Genomic DNA, 22,294 nt, shown 5'->3' on the forward strand with positions numbered 1-22,294 from the left:
CGCCGTTTCCGGAGGAGCGAGATGAGAGGGTTCACGGCAACAAACTTGGGCTGCGGCTGCAGCAGGTGCAGCACCCAATGTACGGAAGCCGCCTGCTTCGCGCGATAAGGCAGAGGGCTTATGTCGGTGTCCGCAGCCCCGCGCCGCTGTGATGAAGATCACAGCGCGGCAGCCGCTTGGCCTATGTCCGACGCACTACCCTCGTCAGGCGTCGGCGTTCGACAGCACCGCCGCGCGCTGCGTCTGGATCGCCTGGCGCAGCACGCGCGGCGACACCGGCTTGTAGAGCACTGCGATGCCGGCGCTCGCCACTTCGCGCAGGCGGTCCGGCTTGGTCTCGCCCGTGACCAGCAGCCGTGCCGTGCCCGGCCCGATGCCGCGCGGGTGGCGCTCGAGCGCGGCGATCACGTCCAGGCCGTTGTCGCCGCCCTGCAGCAGCAGGTCGCTCACCACCACGTCCGGCGGCTGCTCCCAGGCGTCGGCCAGCGCCAGCGCTTCGGCGCGCGTCTGCGCGGCCAGCACTTCGGCGCCCCAGTTGGCGAGCACCACCGTCAGGCCCTCGAGGATGGTGCGCTCGTCGTCGATCACCAGGATGCGCAGGTTCTCCAGGCTCGCTTCTTCTTCGGCGGCGCCGGGGGCGGGCGCGGCGGCCGGCTGCGGCAGCGCGGCCGGCGCCGAGCGCACGAGCACGCGCACGCAGGTGCCCTTGTGCGGCCTGGACGTGAGGTCGACGCGCGTGTTGAGCAGCTCCGCCAGGCGCTGCACCGTGGCCAGCCCGAGGCCCATGCCGCGTGCGCCGCGCGGTGCCTGGCGGCCCGCGGTCTCCACCTGGTAGAACTCCTCGAACACGCGCGCCTGGTGCTGCGGCGCGATGCCCACACCGGTGTCGACCACGTCGATGCGAACCCCCTTGCCGCGCCGCCGCGCACCGATCAGCACGCCGCCCTCGAGGGTGTGGCGCAATGAGTTCGACACCAGGTTGTTGAGGATGCGCGAGAGCATCACGTAGTCGCAGCGCACCCAGAGTTCGGTCTTGCGCGCCACCAGGCGCAGCCCCTGCTGCTCGGCCACCGGCCGGAAGTTGCGGCTGATCTCGTCGAACAGCCGGTCCAGCGGAAAGTCGGCCCACTGCGGCTGCAGCACGCCGGCGTCGAGTTGCGAGAGATTGAGCAGCTCGGAGAACAACCGGTCGAGCGAGTCGACACACTCGCGGATGTGGCCGATGCGCTGCAGGCGCGCCGGATCGGTCTCGCCGTTGGCCAGCCCGTCCGAAAAGAGCGTGAGCGCATGCAGCGGCTGGCGCAGGTCGTGGCTGGCCGCGGCCAGGAGGCGCGTCTTGGCCTGGCTTGCCACTTCGAGCTGCTGGTTCTTGCGCGCGAGCTCGGCGGTGGCCTCGCTGATGCGGCTTTGCAGCAGGCGATGGCTCTCGGCCAGGGCGCGCGCCGCCTGGTTGAAGCCGTGCTGCAGGTGCCGGATCTCGGAGGTGCCTTCGATGGCCACGCTCGCGTCCTCGCCTGCGCCCAGCCGGTCCACGGCCTTGCCGAGCGCGCGGATCGGCTCGCTGATGCGCCGCGCCGCCCACCAGCCGGCGAGCCCCACGCCCACCAGGCTGATCGCCAGCACCAGCACCACGTTGAGCCAGACCGAGCGGCGCGCGTCCTGCACGGCGTCCAGGCTCATCTCCACCATCACCTTGCCGCTCTGGCGGCCCTCGTCGCTGACGATCGGCACCACCACCTGCAGGCCCTCGCCGCGCGCGCGGTCGACGGTCTCGGAATTGGCGACGATCTCGCCGTCCTCCGACCAGATCTGCACCTGCTGCACGTGCGGCTGGTAGGTGCCCGACTGGGCGGTGCGCTGCAGCATGCGGCGGTCCATGCGCAGCAGCGGCGTCTGCGCCGCGGTGGCCACCTGCATGGCCACCGTCTGCGCGTTGGCGCGCATCAGCTCGGTCAGGTTGCCCAGGTGCTGGCGCGTCAGCACGGCAATGGCCGCCAGCGTGGCCGCGGTGGCCGGCACCAGGGCGAGCAGGATCAGCTGCTGGGCGAAGGTGAGGCGCGCAAGCCCCCGGAGGACGTGGAAGTTCCAGTTCATGGGGGAATTGGGCGCATGAAGGTCGAGCTTAGAGGGACGGCCGTACGAGCGAAAGGTGGGAAAAACATCACGAAAATCACTTGTATTTGGTATCTAATTGCGACGCGTTGCCCATGTTAGACCCGCTGGTCCGCAGCGGCCCCATGTCTTCGTGTTCCAAAAATGCTGGCCTCCCCATGCCGCGTCCGGAAGGCTTCCGGCGCTTCCGATGCCTCCCGCCGTCCGAAGTCCGGGCGCGCCGCCGCCATGGTACGCATGGTGTGCCGCGGTGCTGCAACCGCCGCGCTGGCGCTGCTTGCCGGCCTGCCGCTGGCGGCCTCTGCCCAGCCCGCGCCGCAGCCCGATGCGCCGGTGCGCTTCGGCATCCTGCCGCTGGGCGGCGCCTTCGAGTCGCGCAGCGACTGGGATCCGCTGCTGGCCGAACTCAGCCGCGCCATCTCCAGGCCCGTGAGCGTGCTGTCGGTCAACTCGTACGAAGCGCTCGAGCAGGCCATCCAGCGCGGCGAAGTCGACATGGCCTTCCTGTCCGGCAAGATGGCGCTCGACGCCGTCACGCAGCGCCGCATGAAGGTGGTGGCCCAGGTGGTGCGGCACGACGGGCTGCCCGGCTACCGGGCGTTGCTGCTGGCGCGCAAGGCGCCTCCTTTCAACAGCATGAAGAGCCTGCTCGCGGAGCCGGAGCGCTGGCGCCTTGCGCGCGGCGAGCGGCAGTCGGTGTCGGGCTTCATCGTGCCGCAGCTGCAGCTGTTCCTGCCCAACCATATCGCGATGGAAACGCGCTTCCTGAGCGAGGTCGTCGGCACCCACCAGACCAACGCGCTGGCCGTGGCCAACAACGAGGCCGACGTGGCCACCAACAACACCGCCGATTTCGAGCGCTTCAAGCAGCGCTTTCCGGCCGAGGCCGAGCGGCTGCAGGTGCTGTGGGAGTCGGAGCTCATTCCGCATGCGCAGATCGTGGTGCGGCGCGAATATCCGCCCGAGCTGCGCAGCCGCGTGCAGGCCTTCCTGGTCGGCTACGGCCGCGCGAAGGGGCCCAAGGGCGACGCCGAGCGCGTGGTGCTCAAGTCGCTGCACGACCTGGCCGGCTTCGTGGCGGCGGACAACAGCTCGCTGCAGCCCGCCGCCAAGCTGGCCTACCAGCTGGCCCGGCAGAACGCCATGAGCGCGCAGTGGGTCAACGATGCCGCGCGGCAGGCGCGGCTCTCGCGCATCGAAAGCGGGTACGCGGAACAGACCGCCGTGCTGCGCGACCTGTCTCCCTGACGCGGGCCCCGTCCATGCTGCGTCTCCTGCGTTCGGTTGCCGCGGCGCTCGCGCTCCTGGCCGTTGCCGCCGCCTGCCTCGCACAGGGCCGCGCCGGCACGGCGGACAAGGCAGGTGCCGCGCCGGTCAAGTCGATCCGCTTCGGCGTGCTGCCGCTGGGCGGCGCCGTCGAATCGCGCGCCCTGTGGACGCCGCTTCTGGCCGACCTGAGCCAGGCCATGGGCGTGCCGGTGAGCGCCTACTCGGTGGCGTCGTACGAGGAGCTCGACCGCGCTATCAAGCGCGACGAGATCGACATGGCCTTTCTCTCGGCCAAGATGGCGCTCGATGCCGTGATGCAGCGGCGCATGAAGGTGGTGGCGCAGATCGCGCGCCGGCCCGGCATGCCGACGCACCGCGCCGTGCTGCTGACGCGCAAGACCGGCCTGCCCAGCACGCTGGAGGCCGTGCTCGCCGAGCCCGAGCGCTGGCGGCTGGCGCGCGGCGACAGCCGCTCCGTGACCGGCTTCCTCGTTCCGCAGAGCCAGCTTTTCCTGCCGCGCGGGATTGCGATGGAAACGCGCTTTCGCGGCGAGATCGTCGGCACCCACCAGGCCACCGCGCTCGCCGTGGCCAACGGCGATGCCGACGTGGCCACCAACAACACCACCGACTTCGAGCGCTTCAGGGAGCAGTTCCCCGTGGAGGCCGCGCGGCTGCACATCGTCTGGGAGTCCGAGCCGCCGCCCGGTGCGCAGATGGTGGTGCGGCGCAGCTATCCGCCCGAGTTCCAGGCGCGGCTGCAGGCCTTCCTGGTGGGCTACGGGCAGGGCAAGGGCCCGCGCGCGGATACCGAGCGCGAGGTGCTGAAGACCCTGCGCGCGGCCTACGGCTATGCCACCGCCGACGACAGCGCGCTGCTGGCCGAGGCCATGCTCGAATACCAGCTCGGCAAGCAGAGCGCCATGGCCGCCGCCTGGGTCAACGACGCGGCGCGCGAGAAGCGTCTGCAGCGCCTCGAGAAGAACTACCGTGAGCAGGTCGAGGCCTTGCGCGCCGGCGCTGGCACCGCACGCTGACCAATTGCGGCCAAGGCGCCAAGCCGGCCGAGCACTGAAGGGGACGGCCCCTGTCGAAGCGGTAGCGCATATCCGAGTCGATATCATGTGCCGGGCCCGCCAGGGCAGCGGGTCATCCAAGGGAGAACATGCCACGTCGACGAACGCGAATTCGGTTGCGCATGACGGGTTGGGAGAGCCCCATGCCGGCGCATTACTACAAGGGCGAGGCGATCCGATGAAAACGCGGTGGTGGTGGCTGCCGCTGAACATGCTGGCCTGGACCTTGGCAATGCCCTTGCTCAGTGTCGGCCTGCGCTTCCTGGACCAGCACCGGATCCTGGCGATGTCGGGGAGCGTCGTGGCGGCCGGAGCGCTTGCGCTTGTGCTGTGGGCCGTCTTGATCTACGCGAGATGCGTTCCGGCAGCGCCCGGACTCTCGCGCCGCATCGGGTACTTCGTGGCGTTCGTCGCCGCGATGCTTGCGCTGGGCGCAGGAGCCCTTTGGCTGACCTTCTGGGCGATCGTCGCGATCTACGGGCTGTAGCACCCGCCCGGAGGTGCCCGCTCCTTTTGCGGTGCATCTACTCCCTTCGCCGTAGCTCCAAAACCCCGCATCTAGGCCGTTAGGCGGATTTGCCCGCCGCGGCGCGCGCCGGAAACTTCGTGTTTCTTTCAGGCAGCCCTTGCCGTTGACGGAGTGCGGATGAGTTGGCGAACAAAAGTGGTCTGGAGCGAGGGGATGCTGCTGCAGCCCCAGCACCTGCAGCAAAGCGAGCGTCATGCCGACCATGCGAGGCATGTGCTGTTGCGTTCCACCACGCCCTATGCCTGGGGATTCGCGGAGATCGAGATCGATCAGGCCGCGCTCACGCTGGGCAAGCTCGCACTGGTGCGCGCGGTGGGCCTCTTCGGCGACGGCACGGTGTTCGACATGCCGGCGGTCGATCCGCTGCCCGAGCCCATCGACATTCCGCCCGCCATGCGCGACGAGGCCGTGGTGCTGGCGCTGCCGCTGCGCCGCGCCGGCGCCCGCGAGGCCGACGCCGAAGACTATGAAGAGCTGGTGCGCCATCGCGTGCTGGAATCCGAGGTGCCCGACTCCAACACCGCGGGCGAGCGCACCGCGGTGCTGCAGCTGGGCCAGCTCCATACGCGCCTGATGCGCGCCAGCGAAGCCACCGACGCCTGGACCACGCTGGGCGTGGCGCGCGTGCTGGAGCGCCGCGTCGACAACCAGGTGCAGCTCGACCGCGCGATGCTGCCGCCGCTCCTGGACGTGGCGGGCCATGCGGTGATCCGTTCCTGGCTCGACGAGCTGCTGGGCCTCCTGCGCCAGCGTGGCGAGGCGCTGGCCGGCCGCATGACGCAGGGCGGCACCGGTGGCGTGGCCGAGATCGCCGACTTCATGCTGCTGCAGACCGTCAACCGCAACGAGGCGGTCTTTGCGCACCTGGCCCGAAGCGCCATGCTGCACCCGCAGCATTTCTTCGAGCATGCGCTCGGGCTGGCCGGCGACCTCGCGAGCTTTCGCGATTCGCGCCGCGTCACGCGCTTCGGCCCCTACATCCACGACGACCTGGCGCTGAGCTTCCGCCCGCTGATGGACGACCTGCGGCGCAGCCTGTCGATGGTGCTGGAGCAGTCGGCCATCCGCATCGACCTGCACGACCGCAAGCACGGCGTGCGCGTGGCGGTGGTGACCGACGTGGAGCTGCAGCGCAAGGCGACCTTCGTGCTCGCGGTGAATGCCAACATGCCGAGCGAGGCGCTGCGCGCGCGCTTTCCCACGCAGGTCAAGATCGGCCCGGTCGAGCGCATCCGCGACCTCGTCAACCTGGCGCTGCCGGGCGTCACGCTCACGCCGATGCCGGTGGCACCGCGGCAGATTCCCTTTCACACCGGCGCCAACTACTTCGAGCTCGAAACGCGCAACAGCGACCTGTGGCGCCAGCTGGAGCAATCCGGCGGCATCGCGATGCACATCGCGGGCGACTTCCCCGGCCTCGACCTCGCGTTCTGGGCCATCCGTTCCTAGCCGCACCGGGCTGACGAAAACGGAACACCATCATGAGCACACCTCCGGATCCCTTCGCCGCCTTCGAGTCGGAGCGCACGGTCATCAAGCCGAAGCCGCGCACGCCGGCCGGCACGCCGCCGCCTGCCGCCGCGCCGGCGCCCTTCTTCGGCGGCGTTGATCCGACACCCGCCGCCGAGGTCGGCGAGATCGGCCTGCTCAATCCGCTGGTCTCGGCCGCGGGCAAGCTGCTGGTGCTGATCGGAAAGCTGCGCAACCTGGTGCAGCCGCCCAACGTGCCGGCGCTGCGCGCCTCCACCGCCGACGCGGTGAACCAGTTCGATGCCGCCGCGCGCCGCGCCGGCGCCAGCAACGAATCGGTATTGGCCGCGCGCTACGTGCTGTGCACCGCGCTCGACGAGGCCGTGGCCAACACGCCCTGGGGCGTGCAGGCCGGCTGGAACAAGCAGAGCCTGCTGGTGCAGTTCCACAACGAGACCTGGGGCGGCGAGAAGGTGTTCCAGCTGCTCGCCAAGCTCGCGCAGGACGTGCCCACGCACCGCCAGCTGCTGGAGCTGATCTACAGCGTGCTCGCGCTCGGCTTCGAAGGCCGCTACCGCGTGGTCGACAACGGCCGCGCCCAGCTCGATTCGGTGCGCCAGCGCCTGGCCGACCTGATCGCCAAGGACCGTCCGCCGCTCGAGGCCGAGCTGTCGCCGCACTGGCGCGGGCAGGGCGCGGGCACGGTGCGGCTGCGCGAATCGCTGCCGCTGTGGGTGTTCGCGGCCGGCTTCGCGCTGCTGCTCGCGCTGGCCTGGTTCGGCCTGCGGCTCACGCTCAACTACCGCTCCGACACCACGTATGCCGCGGTGTCGAGCCTGCGCGTGCCCAACATCCAGATCGCGCCGCCCGCCGCGCCGGCCAAGTCGCCGCGGCTTGCGCGCTTTCTCGAACCCGAGATCAAGCAGGGCCTGGTCACCGTGACCGACGAGGCCGACCGCAGCGTGGTGCGGCTGCGCGGCGACTCCTTCTTCGGCTCCGGCAGCGCCGAGCCCATGGCCGCATCGCTGCCGGTGCTGCGCCGCATCGGCCAGGCGCTGGCCGAGGTGAAGGGCGAGGTGCTGATCACCGGCCACTCCGACAACCAGCCGATCCGCTCGCTGCGCTATCCCTCCAACTGGCACCTGTCGGCCGCGCGCGCCGATGCGGTGAAGGGCGCGCTCACCACGCTGGTCGATCCGGCGCGCATGCGCTCCGACGGCAAGGCCGACGCCGAGCCCGTGGCCGCCAACGACACGCCGGCCAACCGTGCGCGCAACCGGCGCGTCGACATCGTGCTCTTGTCCGAGCCGGACCGCGTGGCTGCCGCGGCGGGAGTGACGAAATGATCAAGAAAATCTTCGGCTTCCTGTTCAGCCCGCTGCTGCTGACCCTGCTGGCGCTCGTCATCGTTGCGCTGCTGATCTGGTGGATCGGCCCGCTGGTGAAGATCGGCGCGTGGGTGCCGCTCGAAAGCGAGCTCGCACGCGCGCTGCTGATCGGCGCCATTGTGCTCATCGTGGTGCTGCGCGCGATCTACCGCAGGTGGCGCGCGCGCCGTGCGAGCCAGCACCTGACCGACGGCCTCATGAAGGCGCCCACCGTCAAGACCGATGCCCCCGTCAACGGCGAGCAGAAGATCCTCGACACGCGCTTCAGCGAAGCCGTGGCCACGCTCAAGCAGATGCGCCTGCATGCCGCGGGCAAGAAGCCCGGCTGGCGCGACTGGCTCTCCATTTCCGGCGGCAGCTACCTGTACGACCTGCCGTGGTACGTGTTCATCGGCGCGCCGGGCGCGGGCAAGACCACGGCGCTGGTCAACTCGGGCCTGTCGTTCCCGCTGGCCGAGAAGTTCGGCCCCGGCGCGATTCGCGGCGTGGGCGGCACGCGCAACTGCGACTGGTGGTTCACCGACGAGGCCGTGCTCATCGACACCGCCGGCCGCTACACCACACAGGACAGCCATCAGTCGGAAGACAAGAGCGCATGGGAAGGCTTCCTCGGACTGCTCAAGAAGGCGCGCCCGCGGCGGCCGCTCAACGGCGTGTTCCTGACCGTGAGCGTGGCCGACCTGCTGAGCCAGGGCCCCGAGCAGCGCACGCAGCTGGCCGCCTCCATCCGCGCGCGGCTGCTCGAGCTCGACGCCAAGCTCACCACGCGGCTGCCGGTGTACGTGCTCGTCACCAAGAGCGACCTGCTCTATGGCTTCACCGACTACTTCGACGATCTCGGCAAGGAGCAGCGCGCGCAGGTCTTCGGCTTCACGCTGGCGGCCGACGAGAACGTGCAGGCCGACGAGAAGGGGCTGTCCACCGCCTTCCACCGCGAGTTCGCGCTGCTGCACAACCGCGTCAACGACGGGCTCATCGCACGCATGCAGCGCGAGACCGACGGCACGCGGCGCGCGGCGATCTTCGGCTTTCCGGCGCAGTTCGGCTCCATCGGCTCGATGCTGTCCGACCTGCTCGACCAGGTCTTCACCGGCTCGCGCTTCGCGCAGCCGCCATGGGTGCGCGGCGTGTACTTCACCAGCGGCACGCAGGAAGGCAGCCCGATCGACCGCGTGATGGGCAGCCTTTCGCGCAGCTTCGGCATCGAGCGCGCGATGCTCGCGCCGCAGAAGTCGAGCGGCCGCAGCTACTTTCTCACCGCGCTGCTGCGCGAGGTGGTGTTCCCCGAGCAGCGCCTGGCCGGCGCCAACGTGAAGCTGGAGCGCAGGCGCCATGCGCTGCGCATGGCGGGCGTGGCGGCCATGACGCTGGTCACGCTCGCGCTGCTCGCGGGCTGGGGCTACAGCACGCTGCAGAACCTCAACTACCTGAAGTCGGTCGAGGCGCGCGTCGAGCCCGCGCGCCAGACCCTGGCGGCGCTGCCTTCGCGGGTGCAGAACCTGGTCGAGGTGGCGCCCGTGCTGCAGGGCCTGCGCGACATCTGGAAGACGCCCGACAACCGCCAGGGCGACGAGCCGCTGTCGATGACGCTCGGCCTCTATCAGGGCGACAAGCTCGACGCCGCCGCCATGCTCACGCACCAGCGCGCGCTCAACGACGCCTTCCTGCCGCAGATCGCCAAGCGCATCGAGGACCAGCTGCGCACCGCGCAGAAGGACAACCTCGAGTACACCTACGAGGCGCTCAAGAGCTACCTCATGCTCTACCAGCCCGAGCACTTCGATGCCGAGGCGCTCAAGGCCTGGATCACGCTCGACTGGGCGCGCAGCCTGGACCGCGGCATTCCCGAGGACCAGCGCCAGGCGCTCGAGGACCAGCTCGACGTGCTCATCGCGCAGGGCCCGCCGCGCTCGCCGCTCAAGATGGACGAGAACCTGGTGCGCAGCGTGCGCGCCGTGCTCGCGAGCTACCCGCTGGAGCAGCGCGTGTTCAGCCGCCTGAAGCGCCAGCGCGCCACCAAGGACATTCCGGCCTTCAGCATCGCCACCGCCGCCGGTCCCTCGGCGCCGCTGGTGTTCGAGCGCATCAGCGGCAAGCCGCTGACCGAAGGCGTGCCGGGCATGTTCACCTACGACGGCTACCACAAGCGCTTCCAGAACGAGGTCACGGTGCTCACCGGCCTGCTCGCGCAGGAAGACCCGTGGGTGCTCGGGCAGGATCGCAGCGCCACCGACCGCATGCGCGACGTGGCGGCGCTCGGCGCGCTGACCGACCGCGTGCGCCGGCTCTACCTCGCGGAATACGTCAAGGTCTGGGAGGCCCTGCTGGCCGACGTGCGGCTGATCCGCGCCAGCGGGCTCGAGAAGAACATCGAGGCCGCGCGCATTCTCTCGGGCGTGGGTTCGCCGCTGGCGAACTTCCTGCGCGCGGTGGTGAAGGAAACCACGCTCATTCCCGCCGACCAGCCCAAGGACGTGGTGAGCAAGGCCACCGCCACGGTCGCCAACACCCGCAAGGGCCTGGAAGACCTGTTCGGCGGCGATCCCAACAAGCCCGTGGCCAGCGGCAAGCGCATCGAGAGCATCGTGGACGACCGCTTCGAGCCGCTGCGCCGCCTCGTCACCGCCGCCGGGCCGAACCAGCCCGCGCCCATCGACGACGCGCTCAAGCTCTTCAACGAGGTGTACGTGTACCTCAACGCCGTCGACACGGCCGTGAAGGGCCGCACCTCGCCGCCCCCCGGCGACGTGGCCGGCAAGCTCAAGTCCGACGCGGGCCGGCTGCCCGAGCCGGTGCGCACGATGGTCGAGAACCTGAGCCAGTCGGGCGCGGCGCAGGCCCAGGTGGCCGAGCGCGGCAACCTGAGCCAGGATCTGAAGCCCGTGACCGATTTCTGCAACCGCGCCATCGCGGGCCGCTATCCCTTCGTGGGCAGCAGCAAGCGCGACGTGCTGCCCGAGGACTTCGGCCAGATGTTCGGCGCCGGCGGCCTGATGGACGACTTCTTCCAGAAGCGGCTGGCCGCGCTGGTCGACACCAGCACCAAGCCATGGCGCTACAAGCCCGTGGCCGAACGCGGCGCCGTTACCACGCAGGCGCTGGCGCAGTTCGAGCGCGCCGCGCGCATCAAGGACATCTTCTTCCGCGGCGGCGGCCGCGGGCCGTCGATGCGGCTCGACTTCAAGCCGGTGGAGATGGATGCGGGCATCACGCAATTCATCCTCGACGTGGACGGCCAGCTCGTGAAATACGCGCACGGCCCGGTGGTGCCCATGGCCGTGCAGTGGCCCGGGCCCAAGGGCAGCAACCAGGTGCGCATACAGGTGAGCCCGCCTTCGGCCACCGGCAGTTCGGGCGCCGCGGTCGACGGGCCGTGGGCGCTGTTCCGCGCGCTCGACGACGGCCAGCTCGAAGCCGGCGATGCGCCCGAGAAGTTCTTCATCACCTTCCAGATCGGCGCCCGCAAGACGCGCTTCGAGGTCACGACGAACAGCGTGCAGCATCCGATCCGTTTGAAGGAACTGCGCGAGTTCTCCTGTCCGGAGGGGCTGTGAGCGTAGCCACTGCCTTGCCCGGATGGTTCGGCAAGCTGCCGGGCATGGGCGACTTCGCGCACCGGCGCCTGCCCGAGTCGTTCCGCTCGGTGTGGGACCCGTGGCTGCAGCGCGGGTTGGCGCGGCTGCGCGATCGGCATGCCGACTGGACGTCGCATTACCTCGAGGCGCCGGTCTGGTGCTTTGCACTGGGGCCGCAGGTGGTGGGGGATGGCGGGTGGATCGGCGTGCTGATGCCGTCGGTCGATGGGGTGGGGCGGTACTTTCCGTTCACGCTGGCGGTGGAGCTCGATGCTTCCGCGGGCGGGGCGCTGCAGGGCGAGGCGCTGCAGCAGGCGCTGCGGTGGTGGGCGCAGGGGACGCGGGCTGCGCTCGAAGGGCTCGAGGGGGATCTGGATGCGCTGCGGTTTGATGCGGTGCTGCAGAGGCTCTTTGCTGCGGATGGCCTCGCACCGCGCGAGGGGGCTGTGGAGTCGCTGGCCTTGCCGGGAGTGGGGGAGTCTTTGTGGATGGGCGATCCGGGCGCTGGTGAAGGGGCTCGGATGCTCGTTGCCGGATTGCCTTTGGATGTTCGGTTTGAAGCCTTGTTTTTGGGGGGTGGGGAATGAGTTTCCTGCTTCCTTTTGTTGTCGGAGGCCGGGTCTCGCCCCGGCGGGCGACTCACTTTCTTTTGCTTCGCCAAAAGAAAGTAAGCAAAGAAAAGGCGACCCTACTGTCTGCGTCCCTTCGCTTCGCTACGGGCAACCTGCGGTGCTCGCGTTTCGCGGGGTCTCGCAGAACTCGCTTCGCTCAAACAGCTGCGAGCCCTGATCCGCGAAACGCTGCGCTCCTCGGCGCAGCCAGAAGGGATGGGGAGAAGACAGGCCATCGCTTCGCTCGGCCCCAATGTCAACTCCAGCAGCCAATACCAACCACCGCGGCGCTGCGCGCCGCGGTGGCTTGGTGGCCGAGCGAAGCAAAGGCCCGTTTGGTTTGCCCCCCCCTCTGTATGCGCCGAGGAGCGGAGCGTTTCGCGGATCAGGGCTCGCCCTTGTTTGAGCGAAGCGAGTTTGGGCGAGACCCCGCGAAACGCGAGCACCGCAGGTTGCCCCGTAGCGCAGCGAAGGGGTCGCAGACAGTGGGGTCGCCTTTCTTTTGCCTACGTTTCTTTGGCGAAGCAAAGAAAAGTAGGTCGCCCGCCGGGGCGAGTCCCGGCCCCGGAAAGCAAACACGCCAAGCAATACAAAAAGGAGCCAGTCAATGACCGAAGCTCCAGGAACCAGCATGCCCCCCGAAGACGACCGCACCCGCGTCATGTCGAGGCCCGCCCAGTCCGCGAGCAACGAGACCGAGACCGAGACCGACACCGCCGCCACCGTCATCACATCCGGCTCCACAAGCCTCTCCAATGCGCCTGCAGCCTCCGCTCCAGAAACCAGCGAAGCCGGCCTCCTCCCCGTGGGCAGCCGCCTCGCAGAATTCGAGATCACGCGCGTCGTCGGCCAGGGCGGCTTCGGCGTCGTCTACGAAGCCTGGGACCACACGCTCGAACGCGTGGTCGCCATCAAGGAATACCTGCCAACCTCCCTGTCGACAAGGCAACAGGACGGCACGGTGGTCCCGCTCTCCGAGCGCCACCGCGAAACCTTCGACCTCGGCATGCGCAGCTTCATCAACGAAGCCCGCCTGCTCGCGCAGTTCGACCATCCCTCGCTGCTCAAGGTCTACCGCTTCTGGCAGGAGCGCGGCACCACCTACATGGTGATGCCGTTCTACCGCGGCGACACGCTGCGCCAGGCGCTGGTCTCCATTCCCGCGGGCGTGGACGAGGCCTGGCTGATCCGCATCATGGACGGCGTGACGCAGGCGCTGGCGGTGATGCACGGCGCCAACTGCTACCACCGCGACATCGCGCCCGACAACATCATCCTGCTCGAAGGCTCCGGCCGGCCGGTGGTGCTCGACTTCGGCGCCGCGCGCCGCGTGATCACCGACAAGACGCAGGCGATCACCGTCATCCTCAAGCCGGGCTACGCGCCCATCGAGCAGTACGCCGAGATGCCCGACATGTCGCAGGGCGCGTGGACCGACGTCTACGCGCTCGCGGCGGTGATGCACGTGGCCGTCTGCGGACGCGCGCCGCCGCCCTCGGTGGCGCGGCTTTTGTCCGACAGCTACGTGCCGCTCGCGGGCAACGACATCCTGCGCCAGCGCTACAGCCTGCGTTTGCTGCAGGCGATCGACGCGGGCCTGGGCGTGCGGCCCGAGTCGCGGCCGCAGTCGATGGCCGAGTTCCGCGCCGCGCTCGACCTGGAGGTGGGCCACAGCATCGCGCCGCCGCCGCGCACCACGCCCGGCGGCTCCGGTGCGCGCGGCACCAGCAACGCCGACCTGCCGACGACGATCGGACGCGGCAAGGCATCACCCGCGCCGGCACCTGCTGCGGGCGTGGGCGCCGGCGGAAAGAACAACGGCAAGGCCCTGGCCGCGATCGCCTCGGTGGCCGTGCTGGCCGCCGCCGGTGGCGGCTGGTGGTGGTACCAGGGCCGCACCACCGCGGGCGCGGAAGGGGACAACAACAGCGGCAAGCAGGTCGCCGTCGCACCGCCGCCACCACCCGAACCGCGCGTGGTCCAGGCGCCGCCGCCGCCACCGCCTCCTCCCCCGCCGGCGCCCCGCACGCCGCTCGAATCGCTGCAGTCGCTCGCGGCCGGCGCCGCGCCGGGCTTCGACGTGACGGCCGCGCCAAAGAAGCCCGAGGTGTCGATCGGCAAGGACAAGCTGGCCTTCGAGGTCCGCAGCAAGCGCGAGGGTTTCGTCTACGTGTTCCTGCTGTCCAGCGGCGGCGAGATGTTCCTGCTGTTCCCGAACCTGCTCGACAAGTACAACAAGATCACCGCCGGCAGCCCGCTCTCGCTGCCGCGTGCCTCCTGGCCGATGGATGCGGGCGGCCCGGCCGGCACCAACCAGTTCGCGGTGCTCGTGAGCCAGCACGAGCGCGACTTCAGCGCCTCGGGCGTGCAGAACGACGGCGTGTTTCCGCAGTTTCCGCTGCCCGTGCTGGCGGCGCTCGAAGCCAGCCGCGGCACGGGTCCCTCGCCTTTGCTGGGCAAGCCGGTCTGCGCGCCCGGCACCCCGTGCAACGACGTCTACGGCGTCGCGAATTTCAAAATCGTCGAGAAGTAATCGTCTGCAGAGCGTTGGCCCGATGGGCCGTTCTTTTCGGACAAGGAGGCTTTCATGAACACACCACAGTCGCCGGTCTTCACTACCGCCCTGCGCTGGGCCGCTGCCGCTGCCGCCGTGCTTGCCGCGGGCTGCGCCGGCACGCCGCCGGCCGCGACCTCCGGCGCCGCCGCCGCAGACATGGCGGCCGGACCGTCGACAGCCGCAACGCCGCCACCACCACGACCGGCCGCCTCGAACACCGCCGGCCAGGCGCGCACCTTCTCGACCCAGCTGGCCACCTACACATCGGTCAGCTTCGATGCCGTGCCTGGCTGGGCGCGCGACGACTTCTCCGAAAGCTGGCCGGCCTTCCTCGGCAGCTGCAAGGTGCTCACCGGCCGCGGCGCCGAGTGGAAGGAGGTGTGCGCGCGCGCCCTGCGTGTCGACAGCAAGAACAACAGCGCGATCCGCGCCTTCTTCGAGCAGGAGTTCTCGGCCTACCAGATCCGCGACGACGACCGCAAGCCCGATGGCGTGGTCACCGGCTACTTCGAGCCCGAGATCCCGGGCAGCCGGCAGTACGCGGCGCCGTTCATCTACCCGGTCTACGGGCAGCCCGAGGACATGCTGTTTGCCGACGCGCGCAAGCTGCCGGCCGGCAACGGCACGGTGGCGGCGCGGGTCGAGGGCCGCAACGTGGTAGTGCAGACCGGCCTCAGCACGCGCGACATGGGCGCGCCGGGGCTCTATGCGCTCGACCTCTCCGGCATCACGCGCGACACGCTCGACCGCAAGGTCCGCCTGCGCATCGAAGGCAAGCAGCTGCTGCCCTACTACACGCGCGAAGAGATCGAGACCAAGGGCGCGCCCAATGCGCGCGTGCTGGCCTTCGTGAGCAGCGCCACCGCGCTCTACGAGATGCAGATCCAGGGCTCGGGCCGCATCAAGCTGGCCAACGGCGACATCATCCGCGTGGCCTATGCCGAGCAGAACGGCCAGCCCTTCCGTCCCACGCTGGCGCAGGCGGCCAACGGCAAGCCGCGCAGTCCGGTCAAGGTGCGCGGCTCGTCCATCGAACTGCAGCTCGATGACGGCGACGAGGACGACGACGTCGGCGACACCTCGACCAGCACCATCCGCACGCGCGGCTTCACGCTTGCGCGGCCCACCGCCAGCGGCGCGGTGCTGGTGCCAGGGCGGCGCACGGCCGGGCCGGTGATCGGCTCGGGCATCAAGGACCCGAGCTACGTGTTCTTCAAGGAGTCGCCCTCGCCCTCGGGCGGGCCGGTGGGCGCGTTCGGCGTGCCGCTGTCGGCGGGCCGCTCGATCGCGGTGGACCCGCGCAGCACGCCGCTCGGCTACCCGGTGTTCGTCTCCACGCGTGCACCCGGCACCGGTGCACCGATGCAGCGGCTGACCATTGCGCAGGACACCGGCGGCGCGATCCGCGGCGCGGTGCGGGCCGACTACTTCTTCGGCAACGGCCAGCAGGCCGCGAACAACGCGCGCCGCATGAAGGAGCGCGGCCAGCTCTGGATCTTGCTGCCGCGCGGCCTGGCCGTGGCCACGGCGGCGGTGTCCTCGGCCATCCGCACGCGCGGCGGCCCGGCGGGCGCCGGCCTGCCGCAGTGCCTGGTGCCGACCGAAGGCGTATGCGTGGACGACTGATCGACTCGGGTCTTCAACCATGGGCGCGACAGGGCTTGTTCGGGAAACACCGCGGAACCGGCTTTGCCGGGCCGCTGGTGTTGCCCCCTGCAAGGGGGTGGGCGAAGCGACACGAAGTGCGCGGAGCCTGGGGGTGAGCCAATGAATGAAACGCTGTCGTCCGCGGAAAGCACCGAGCTCGTGCGCCTCTGGCGTCGCCGGCAGACGCTGTCCCCCGACGACATGGGCACCATGTACCGCATCGTCGGCAATGCGCTCGTGGCCTGCAACCCGCCCGAGCTCCAGGTGCTGGGCGAGGGCCGGCAGGAGCTGGTGGCGCAGTTCATCTACGTGAAGGTGCTGCGGCTCGATGCCGATCCCGACGAGGCCGACGAGCGCGCGGGCCACAGCGCACCCTCCAGCGCCTTTGCGCTGTGCGCCTACTTCCGCCGCTACCTGATCGACTGCACGCGCGCCAGCGCGTTCCGGCGCAAGCTCTCGATCGGCGAGCAGGTCAGCGAGGCGCAGCTCGAAGAAGCACTGGGCGCCGGTGAAGACCTCGAGGGCTGCCTCGCTGAGCACGGCCTGAGCGCGAGCGCGGTGCAGCTGGCCGCGCGCGCCTTCATTGCCGGACTGCCCGAGCCCGAGCGCATCCTGCTGTGCGAGGGCTTCGGCAGGGAGGCCGAGGGCGGCCTCTCGGGCATTGCCTCGCGCCACGCCATCGCCTCCTACCACTACCGCGCGGGCCGGCTGGGCCTGGTGCACAAGCGCGAAGGCCTCACCGCCGACTACGCCAGGACCCGCCTGGGCGGCTGGATCCAGCAGACCCTGGGCATTGCGATCGAGCCCGGCAACATGGCGGCGATCCTGCAGGTTTTCAAAATCCTCGGTGCTGAAGCGTCTTATGCCTGAAGACATAGCCATTCAGGAACAGACCGCCATGAACACCGACCTCTGGCCCCCGCTCAGCGTGATCCGAAGCGCGCTCCAGGCCGCGGGCGCCGCGCCTGCAATACCTGGCATGTCCGGCGCACCCGGCCAGGAAGCCGCCGTGGCGGCCGTCGCGATGCCCGGTGCCGCACCCCATGCCGTGCCGCAGGGCACCGCGGCTGCGCCGCCGCGCGCGGTGCTCGATCTTGTGCTTCCGCTCACCGAATTGGCCCGGCGCCGCGAGGCTGTCGCCCAGCGCGCCTTCAGTGCGCGCTGGGCGCCGGGCCGCCTCGTGAGCGTGGTGCATGAAGGGCGGCTGCTCGGCGTGCTGCTCGACCGCTGCATCCACGGCAACCTGTGGCAGGGCTGGATGGCCGCGGGCGAGGCCGACTGGGCCGGGCCTTTCGACGTGCTGCTCGAGCCCGACGACGAGCCCTTCGAGCCGGCTTTCGGCCTGGTGCAGGCCTGGAACATGCTCACGCTCGAACCGAGTCCGCAGCTGTGCGCGCGCGTGCTCGGCGAAGTCTCGGCGACCCGGCTCGCCGCGATCCGCGCGGTGCATGACGAATGGGCCGCGCAGGCGCCGCTGGCCATCGCGCCCGAGCCCGGCCGCATCGCGCTGCGCACCGTGGGCGGCGTGTTCTCGGTGCTGTCCGGCACGCCGCTCGGTGCGCAGGACCCGCGCGCCGACTACCAGGCGCTGTACCGCGCGGCCGGCCTGCAGCTGAGCCCGGCGCGTGTGCCGTCCCCCGGCGCGACGCCGGCCACCGCACCGGCTTTCCCGCGCGCCCGGCCGCAGGAGCGGCCCGAGGGCGGCTGGTGGGGCAGCATCCGGCACTGGTTCGGTTCCGGCGGATGGCTGCGTCCCGCATTTGCGGTACTGGCGCTGTTTGCGGTGGTGCAGAACGCCGGCCTGCTCGGCAGCCGGGATGCGGAACAGGACGATGTGCGCTTTCGTGCCGTGCCCGCAGCGCCCGCTGCAACACAGGCCAACCTGGTGGTGCGCTGGAAAGACGGCGTGCGCGTCGACGAGGCCGACCGGCTCCTGCAGGCGGTGCAGGCCGAGGTGGTCGGCGGCCCGGGTGCGAACGGCGTCTGGCGGCTGCGCGCGGCCGATCCGGTCGGCGGCCTTGCGGTGCTCGCGGCATCGCCACTGGTCGAATCGGCCGGGCCCGCGACGGAACGGCCATGACGTTCACGCTGCGTCCGCTTTTCTCCCTCCCCCGCCGGGGGAGGGCAGGGGTGGGGGCAGGCGGCGCATCCATCGGGCGCTCTGCCTGCCCCCGATCGCGTTGCGTGCGGCTGCTGCCGGTGCTGGCGCTGATCGCGTTCGCCGGCAGCGCCTTCGCCGCCCAGCGCGCGCTGCTCGTCGGCGTCTCCGAGCTCGTCAACCAGCCGCAGTCGCTCTGGCTGCAGGCGCCGCGCAACGACGTGATGCTGATGCGCGATGCCTTGCTGAAGCAGGGCTTTGCGGCATCCGACATCACCGTGCTCGCCGACGGCGTGGGCGGCGCGGTGCTGCCCGAATCGCAGGCCATCCACGATGCGCTCGGCCGGCTGCTCGCGCAATCGAGAAGCGGCGACTTCGTGCTGCTCTACTTCTCGGGCCACGGCACCCGCCTGCGCGACAGCAGCAAGCTCTATCAGGAGCCCGACGGCCTTTCGGAAAACTTTCTCGCACGCGATGTGCGCGGCACGCTCGGCAGCGACGGCGCGCTCACGGGCGACCTGCGCGATGCCGATTTCGATGCCTGGATCCAGGCCTTCCTGGCGCGCAACGTGTTCGTCGCCTCCGTCTTCGATACCTGCTCGGCAAACTCGATGACCCGCAGCAGCACGGCCGAGAGCCCGCTCGTTGCCGAAGGGCCGGCCGACGACGAGGTGCGCTGGCGCGGGCTGCGCATCGGCCAGCTGATCGGCGCATCCGGTCCGGCCGCGCGCGCCGCCGTGGCGCGGCCTGCCGCGGCCGAGCCGGTGCCGCGCGCGCGCTATGTCGCGCTCTTTGCTTCCGAGAGCCACCAGATCACGCCCGAGCTGCGCCTGCCGCGCAAGAGCCGCAATGCACGCCCGCAGGGCCTCTTGACCTGGGCCGTGGTGGAGGCGCTCTCGCGCAGGCCCGCCACCTGGCGCGACCTGTTCGACGGCGTGCTCGCGAGCTATCCGCCGGTGATCGACGAACTCGCGCAGCGCTTTCCCACGCGCGAGCTGCCATCGCCGGTGGCCGAGGGCAACCTCGATGCGCCGATCTTCGCCAACCGCGCACAGCCGGTTTCGACGCGGCCGGTCTGGCGCGCGCAGCGCTCCGGCGACACACTGGTCCTGCAGGCCGGCCAGCTCGACGGCCTGGTGGCGCAGCAGCCGCTGCGCGTGCTGGCCACGATGGAAGACGGCACGGTGCGCAGCGCCGAGGGCCTGCTCCTGCAGGCCTACACCGACAAGGCGCGCATGGCCGTGCCGCCCGCGCTGCGCGAGCTGTCCGGCGCCGCGCTCTGGAACATCACGCCGCTCGGCGAGCCGGCTTCGGTCGCACTGCGCGTGCGCGCGGAGCAGGGCTTGCCGCCCGGGCTGAGTCTCGACTACCCCGCCTCGGTCGTCGCCGTGGCCGAGGCGGACGGCGCCGACGTGCACTGGAGCGCCACCCGGCTCGAAGTACTCTCGGCCGCGCTCGGTGCGGGCGCAAGGCCTTTGCCGACCGATTCCGCAGCCGCCCGCCGGCATCTCGAAATGCTGGCCCGGCTCAAGTGGCTCAACCAGCTCTACACCATTGCCAGGGATGCGCAGTTCGATGGCTTCGAGGCGCTGTTCGAAGTGTGGAACGGCGATCGCCTGGTGCGCAGCGGTCCGGCGCGGCAGGCCGGCGCCGGGCTGCTGCCGCTGCGCGGCGGCGAGCGCGCCGTGCTCAACGTGCGCAACACCACCGGGCGCTCGGTGGACCTTGTCGTCGTCGGCATCGATCCGCAGGGCGGCGCGCGCCAGGTCTATCCCGGCGACCCGGGCGAGACCAACCGCTTCAAGCGCGGCACGCGCGACGCGCCCGCCGTCAAGCGCTTCGAGCTGCCCTGGTTCAACGCCGAAGGCGGCCGGCTGCTGGTGCTGGCCGCGCCGGCAACGCCCTACAGCGCGCCGCGCCTGTTCGGCGCGGGCACGGCCGACGGAGTGGCCCAGGTGCGGGTGCGCGGCGCCCTGCAGCCGGACAGCGAACGGCAGAGCTTTGCCGCGATGGTGCATTGGGCGGGCGAAGCCTTGCCCGCCAGGTAACGACAGACAACCGGATTTTTTTCAGGAGATCGACATGAGCTGGACCTACGATGGAAAACTGGACCCCGACGAGGCCCTGCGCCTGCTCGACTACCTGTCGGGCGAATCGGGCAACGACTTCGCGATGATGATCGAGAGCAAGGGTTCGCCGATCGAAGGGGAGTCCAAGCGCACGTACGAGGATGGCAAGCAGCGCATGGACATCGGCGGCTATTCGTACAAGTCCGACGTCGTCGTGCCGCCCGGCTCCAGCAAGGGCAAGCTGCGCAACCATGCCTTCATCGTGATCCGCGACTGCGATGCGGCCACGGCCTCCATCGCGAGCCTGCTGAAGAGCCAGGACAGCGACCTGAAGGTGACCATCTCCGTTTTCAAGGCCGGCGGCGACAGCTCGAAAGACCTGCAGTCGCACCTCGAATTCGTGCTCGAGGGCGCGCGCGTGAACTGCCATGCCATCGTCACCGGCGGCACGCCCAAGCGGCCCTGCGACATCATCTTCTTCGACTACACGAAGCTGGAGATCCGTTCGGCGCCGCAGCAGCAGACGGGCGCGCGGGGAGCCGTGCGCACCTGCACCTTCGCGGGGAACTGACATGGCCACCTCCGCTGAACTCCTCAAGTCCGCCGACCCTGCCGCCGCGCTCAAGGCCCTGAGCGACGAGGTCCGCGCCAGGCCCGCCGACAGCAAGCACCGCGTCTTCATGGCGCAGCTGCTGTGCGTGCTGGGCCAGTGGGAACGCGCGCTCAACCAGCTCACCGTCGCGGCCGAGCTCGATGCGCTTGCCGTTCCCATGAAGCAGGTGTATGGCGACGCCGTGCGCTGCGAAGGCCTGCGCGCCGAGGTGTTTGCCGGCACGCGCACGCCGATGATCTTCGGCCAGCCCGACGAATGGCTGGCGCTGCTGATCGAATCGCTGCTGCGCCAGGGCCGTGGCGAGAACGAACTGGCCGAAGACCTTCGCCAGCGGGCCTTCGACGGCGCACCCGCCATCGCCGGCACCATCGACGGCGCGCCCTTCGAATGGCTGGCCGATGCCGACATGCGCCTGGGCCCCGTGCTCGAAGCCTTCGTCAACGGCAAGTACTACTGGATTCCCTACGCCCGGCTCGCGCACATCAAGATCGATCCGCCCGAGGACCTGCGCGACTGCGTCTGGATGCCCGCGCACCTGCAGTTCGAGAACGGCGGCGAGACGCTGGCGCTCATTCCCACCCGCTACGAAGGCACCGAGAAGAGCCAGGACGGCGAGCTGCTTCTCGCGCGCAAGACCGAGTGGCGCGAACTGCGCCCCGAGGTCTGGGCCGGCTGCGGCCAGCGCGTGCTCGGCAGCGATGCCGGCGAATACGCGCTCATGGATGTGCGCGAGATCCTCTTCGAAAGCCAGGGCGCATAGCCATGGCCGAACTCACCGCCCAGGAACGCCTGCAGCCGTCGCTGCTCGACCGACTGGTGGACGACGCGCCCACCGAGAAGCGCGAGAGCGACGACAAGCGCACGCTCACCAAGCAGGCGCTGCGCTCGGCCGTGCTGCGCGACCTGAGCTGGCTCTTCAACGCCACCGGCTTCGGGCTGGCCATGGACGACAGGCAATACCCGAACGCGGCGCGCTCGGTCATCAACTACGGATTGCCTATGCTGTCTGGCCAGTTCACCTCGTCGGTGCAGCGTGTCAGCATGGAACAGGCTTTGAAGAACGCAATCCTGCAGTTCGAGCCGCGCATTTTGTCCCGCACTCTCGAAGTTGAACTCGTCATGGAAGGCTCGGCACTCGACTCGCACAACAGCATCGGCCTGCAGATCCGCGGCATGCTGTGGGCGCAGCCCGTGCCGCTCGAGTTCCTGATGCGAAGCCGCGTAGACCTGGAAGAAGGACGCATCGAGATCGTGGACATGGCGCAAAACCCAAGGTGAGT

The 22,294-nt window shown here is 70.1% G+C and carries 16 protein-coding genes; 15 read left to right on the forward strand and 1 reads right to left on the reverse strand.

What is annotated here, in order from left to right; genetic code table 11:
• Positions 1–204: 204 nt before the first annotated feature.
• Complete coding sequence (locus IB278_RS11840; RefSeq protein WP_192323517.1) at positions 205–2,094, reverse strand: hybrid sensor histidine kinase/response regulator; 1,890 nt, start codon at positions 2,092–2,094, stop codon at positions 205–207.
• A gap of 255 nt (positions 2,095–2,349) precedes the next feature.
• Between IB278_RS11840 and phnD the strand changes: the two genes are divergently transcribed.
• The 15 genes from phnD (at position 2,350) to tssE (ending at position 22,292) form a co-directional block, all read left to right on the forward strand.
• A complete protein-coding gene (gene phnD, locus IB278_RS11845; protein WP_192323547.1) occupies positions 2,350–3,360 on the forward strand; it encodes a phosphate/phosphite/phosphonate ABC transporter substrate-binding protein in 1,011 nt (336 codons plus the stop codon).
• A gap of 14 nt (positions 3,361–3,374) precedes the next feature.
• Positions 3,375–4,418 (forward strand): phosphate/phosphite/phosphonate ABC transporter substrate-binding protein, encoded by a 1,044-nt coding sequence (locus IB278_RS11850; protein WP_145742469.1) that lies wholly within the window; start codon positions 3,375–3,377, stop codon positions 4,416–4,418.
• A gap of 217 nt (positions 4,419–4,635) precedes the next feature.
• A complete protein-coding gene (locus IB278_RS11855) occupies positions 4,636–4,944 on the forward strand; it encodes a hypothetical protein (RefSeq protein ID WP_145742468.1) in 309 nt (102 codons plus the stop codon).
• Positions 4,945–5,103: 159 nt separating this feature from the next.
• The gene (gene tssK / locus IB278_RS11860) at positions 5,104–6,435 is read left to right on the forward strand and encodes a type VI secretion system baseplate subunit TssK (RefSeq protein ID WP_145742466.1); all 1,332 of its coding nucleotides are present in this window, start codon (positions 5,104–5,106) and stop codon (positions 6,433–6,435) included.
• A gap of 32 nt (positions 6,436–6,467) precedes the next feature.
• Positions 6,468–7,802, forward strand: a complete 1,335-nt coding sequence (locus IB278_RS11865; RefSeq protein ID WP_145742464.1) for a DotU family type VI secretion system protein — start codon at positions 6,468–6,470, stop codon at positions 7,800–7,802.
• Entirely contained in the window at positions 7,799–11,398 is a 3,600-nt protein-coding gene (tssM, locus tag IB278_RS11870; RefSeq protein WP_192323518.1) for a type VI secretion system membrane subunit TssM, read from the forward strand. The genes IB278_RS11865 and tssM overlap by 4 nt, the downstream gene beginning before the upstream one ends.
• The gene (tagF, locus tag IB278_RS11875; protein WP_261380267.1) at positions 11,395–12,006 is read left to right on the forward strand and encodes a type VI secretion system-associated protein TagF; all 612 of its coding nucleotides are present in this window, start codon (positions 11,395–11,397) and stop codon (positions 12,004–12,006) included. Before tssM ends, tagF begins: the two co-directional genes overlap by 4 nt.
• 631 nt (positions 12,007–12,637) lie before the next feature.
• Positions 12,638–14,563 carry a serine/threonine-protein kinase gene (locus IB278_RS11880; protein WP_192323519.1) on the forward strand — a complete coding sequence of 642 codons (1,926 nt, stop codon included), beginning with the start codon at positions 12,638–12,640 and terminating at the stop codon, positions 14,561–14,563.
• Positions 14,564–14,617: 54 nt separating this feature from the next.
• Positions 14,618–16,213 (forward strand): murein transglycosylase A, encoded by a 1,596-nt coding sequence (locus IB278_RS11885; protein WP_192323520.1) that lies wholly within the window; start codon positions 14,618–14,620, stop codon positions 16,211–16,213.
• Positions 16,214–16,354: 141 nt separating this feature from the next.
• Positions 16,355–17,104 carry a hypothetical protein gene (locus IB278_RS11890; protein ID WP_145742456.1) on the forward strand — a complete coding sequence of 250 codons (750 nt, stop codon included), beginning with the start codon at positions 16,355–16,357 and terminating at the stop codon, positions 17,102–17,104.
• Between the two features lie 28 nt (positions 17,105–17,132).
• Positions 17,133–18,314 (forward strand): hypothetical protein, encoded by a 1,182-nt coding sequence (locus IB278_RS11895; RefSeq protein ID WP_192323521.1) that lies wholly within the window; start codon positions 17,133–17,135, stop codon positions 18,312–18,314.
• Between the two features lie 104 nt (positions 18,315–18,418).
• Entirely contained in the window at positions 18,419–20,380 is a 1,962-nt protein-coding gene (locus tag IB278_RS11900; RefSeq protein WP_318646681.1) for a caspase family protein, read from the forward strand.
• A 34-nt stretch (positions 20,381–20,414) separates the two neighbouring features.
• On the forward strand, positions 20,415–20,972 hold the full coding sequence (locus IB278_RS11905) for a type VI secretion system tube protein Hcp (RefSeq protein ID WP_145742452.1): 558 nt from the start codon (positions 20,415–20,417) through the stop codon (positions 20,970–20,972).
• A gap of 1 nt (position 20,973) precedes the next feature.
• Positions 20,974–21,774 (forward strand): type VI secretion system accessory protein TagJ, encoded by an 801-nt coding sequence (locus IB278_RS11910; RefSeq protein WP_192323522.1) that lies wholly within the window; start codon positions 20,974–20,976, stop codon positions 21,772–21,774.
• A 2-nt stretch (positions 21,775–21,776) separates the two neighbouring features.
• A complete protein-coding gene (gene tssE / locus IB278_RS11915; RefSeq protein ID WP_145742449.1) occupies positions 21,777–22,292 on the forward strand; it encodes a type VI secretion system baseplate subunit TssE in 516 nt (171 codons plus the stop codon).
• Positions 22,293–22,294: the final 2 nt, after the last annotated feature.

The organism is Variovorax sp. VRV01 (assembly GCF_014852545.1).
GTDB classification, from domain to species: Bacteria; Pseudomonadota; Gammaproteobacteria; order Burkholderiales; family Burkholderiaceae_C; genus Variovorax; species Variovorax beijingensis_A.

Coding starts and splice junctions, on each gene's coding strand:
- IB278_RS11850 (WP_145742469.1), top strand. CDS start 3,375: ATGCTGCGTCTCCTGCGTTCGGTTGCCGCGGCGCTCGCGCTCCTGGCC.
- IB278_RS11905 (WP_145742452.1), top strand. CDS start 20,415: ATGAGCTGGACCTACGATGGAAAACTGGACCCCGACGAGGCCCTGCGC.
- IB278_RS11895 (WP_192323521.1), top strand. CDS start 17,133: ATGAACACCGACCTCTGGCCCCCGCTCAGCGTGATCCGAAGCGCGCTC.
- IB278_RS11855 (WP_145742468.1), top strand. CDS start 4,636: ATGAAAACGCGGTGGTGGTGGCTGCCGCTGAACATGCTGGCCTGGACC.
- IB278_RS11840 (WP_192323517.1), bottom strand. CDS start 2,094: ATGAACTGGAACTTCCACGTCCTCCGGGGGCTTGCGCGCCTCACCTTC.
- tssK (WP_145742466.1), top strand. CDS start 5,104: ATGAGTTGGCGAACAAAAGTGGTCTGGAGCGAGGGGATGCTGCTGCAG.
- tssE (WP_145742449.1), top strand. CDS start 21,777: ATGGCCGAACTCACCGCCCAGGAACGCCTGCAGCCGTCGCTGCTCGAC.
- IB278_RS11885 (WP_192323520.1), top strand. CDS start 14,618: ATGAACACACCACAGTCGCCGGTCTTCACTACCGCCCTGCGCTGGGCC.
- IB278_RS11880 (WP_192323519.1), top strand. CDS start 12,638: ATGACCGAAGCTCCAGGAACCAGCATGCCCCCCGAAGACGACCGCACC.
- IB278_RS11910 (WP_192323522.1), top strand. CDS start 20,974: ATGGCCACCTCCGCTGAACTCCTCAAGTCCGCCGACCCTGCCGCCGCG.
- IB278_RS11865 (WP_145742464.1), top strand. CDS start 6,468: ATGAGCACACCTCCGGATCCCTTCGCCGCCTTCGAGTCGGAGCGCACG.
- tssM (WP_192323518.1), top strand. CDS start 7,799: ATGATCAAGAAAATCTTCGGCTTCCTGTTCAGCCCGCTGCTGCTGACC.
- IB278_RS11890 (WP_145742456.1), top strand. CDS start 16,355: ATGAATGAAACGCTGTCGTCCGCGGAAAGCACCGAGCTCGTGCGCCTC.
- phnD (WP_192323547.1), top strand. CDS start 2,350: ATGGTGTGCCGCGGTGCTGCAACCGCCGCGCTGGCGCTGCTTGCCGGC.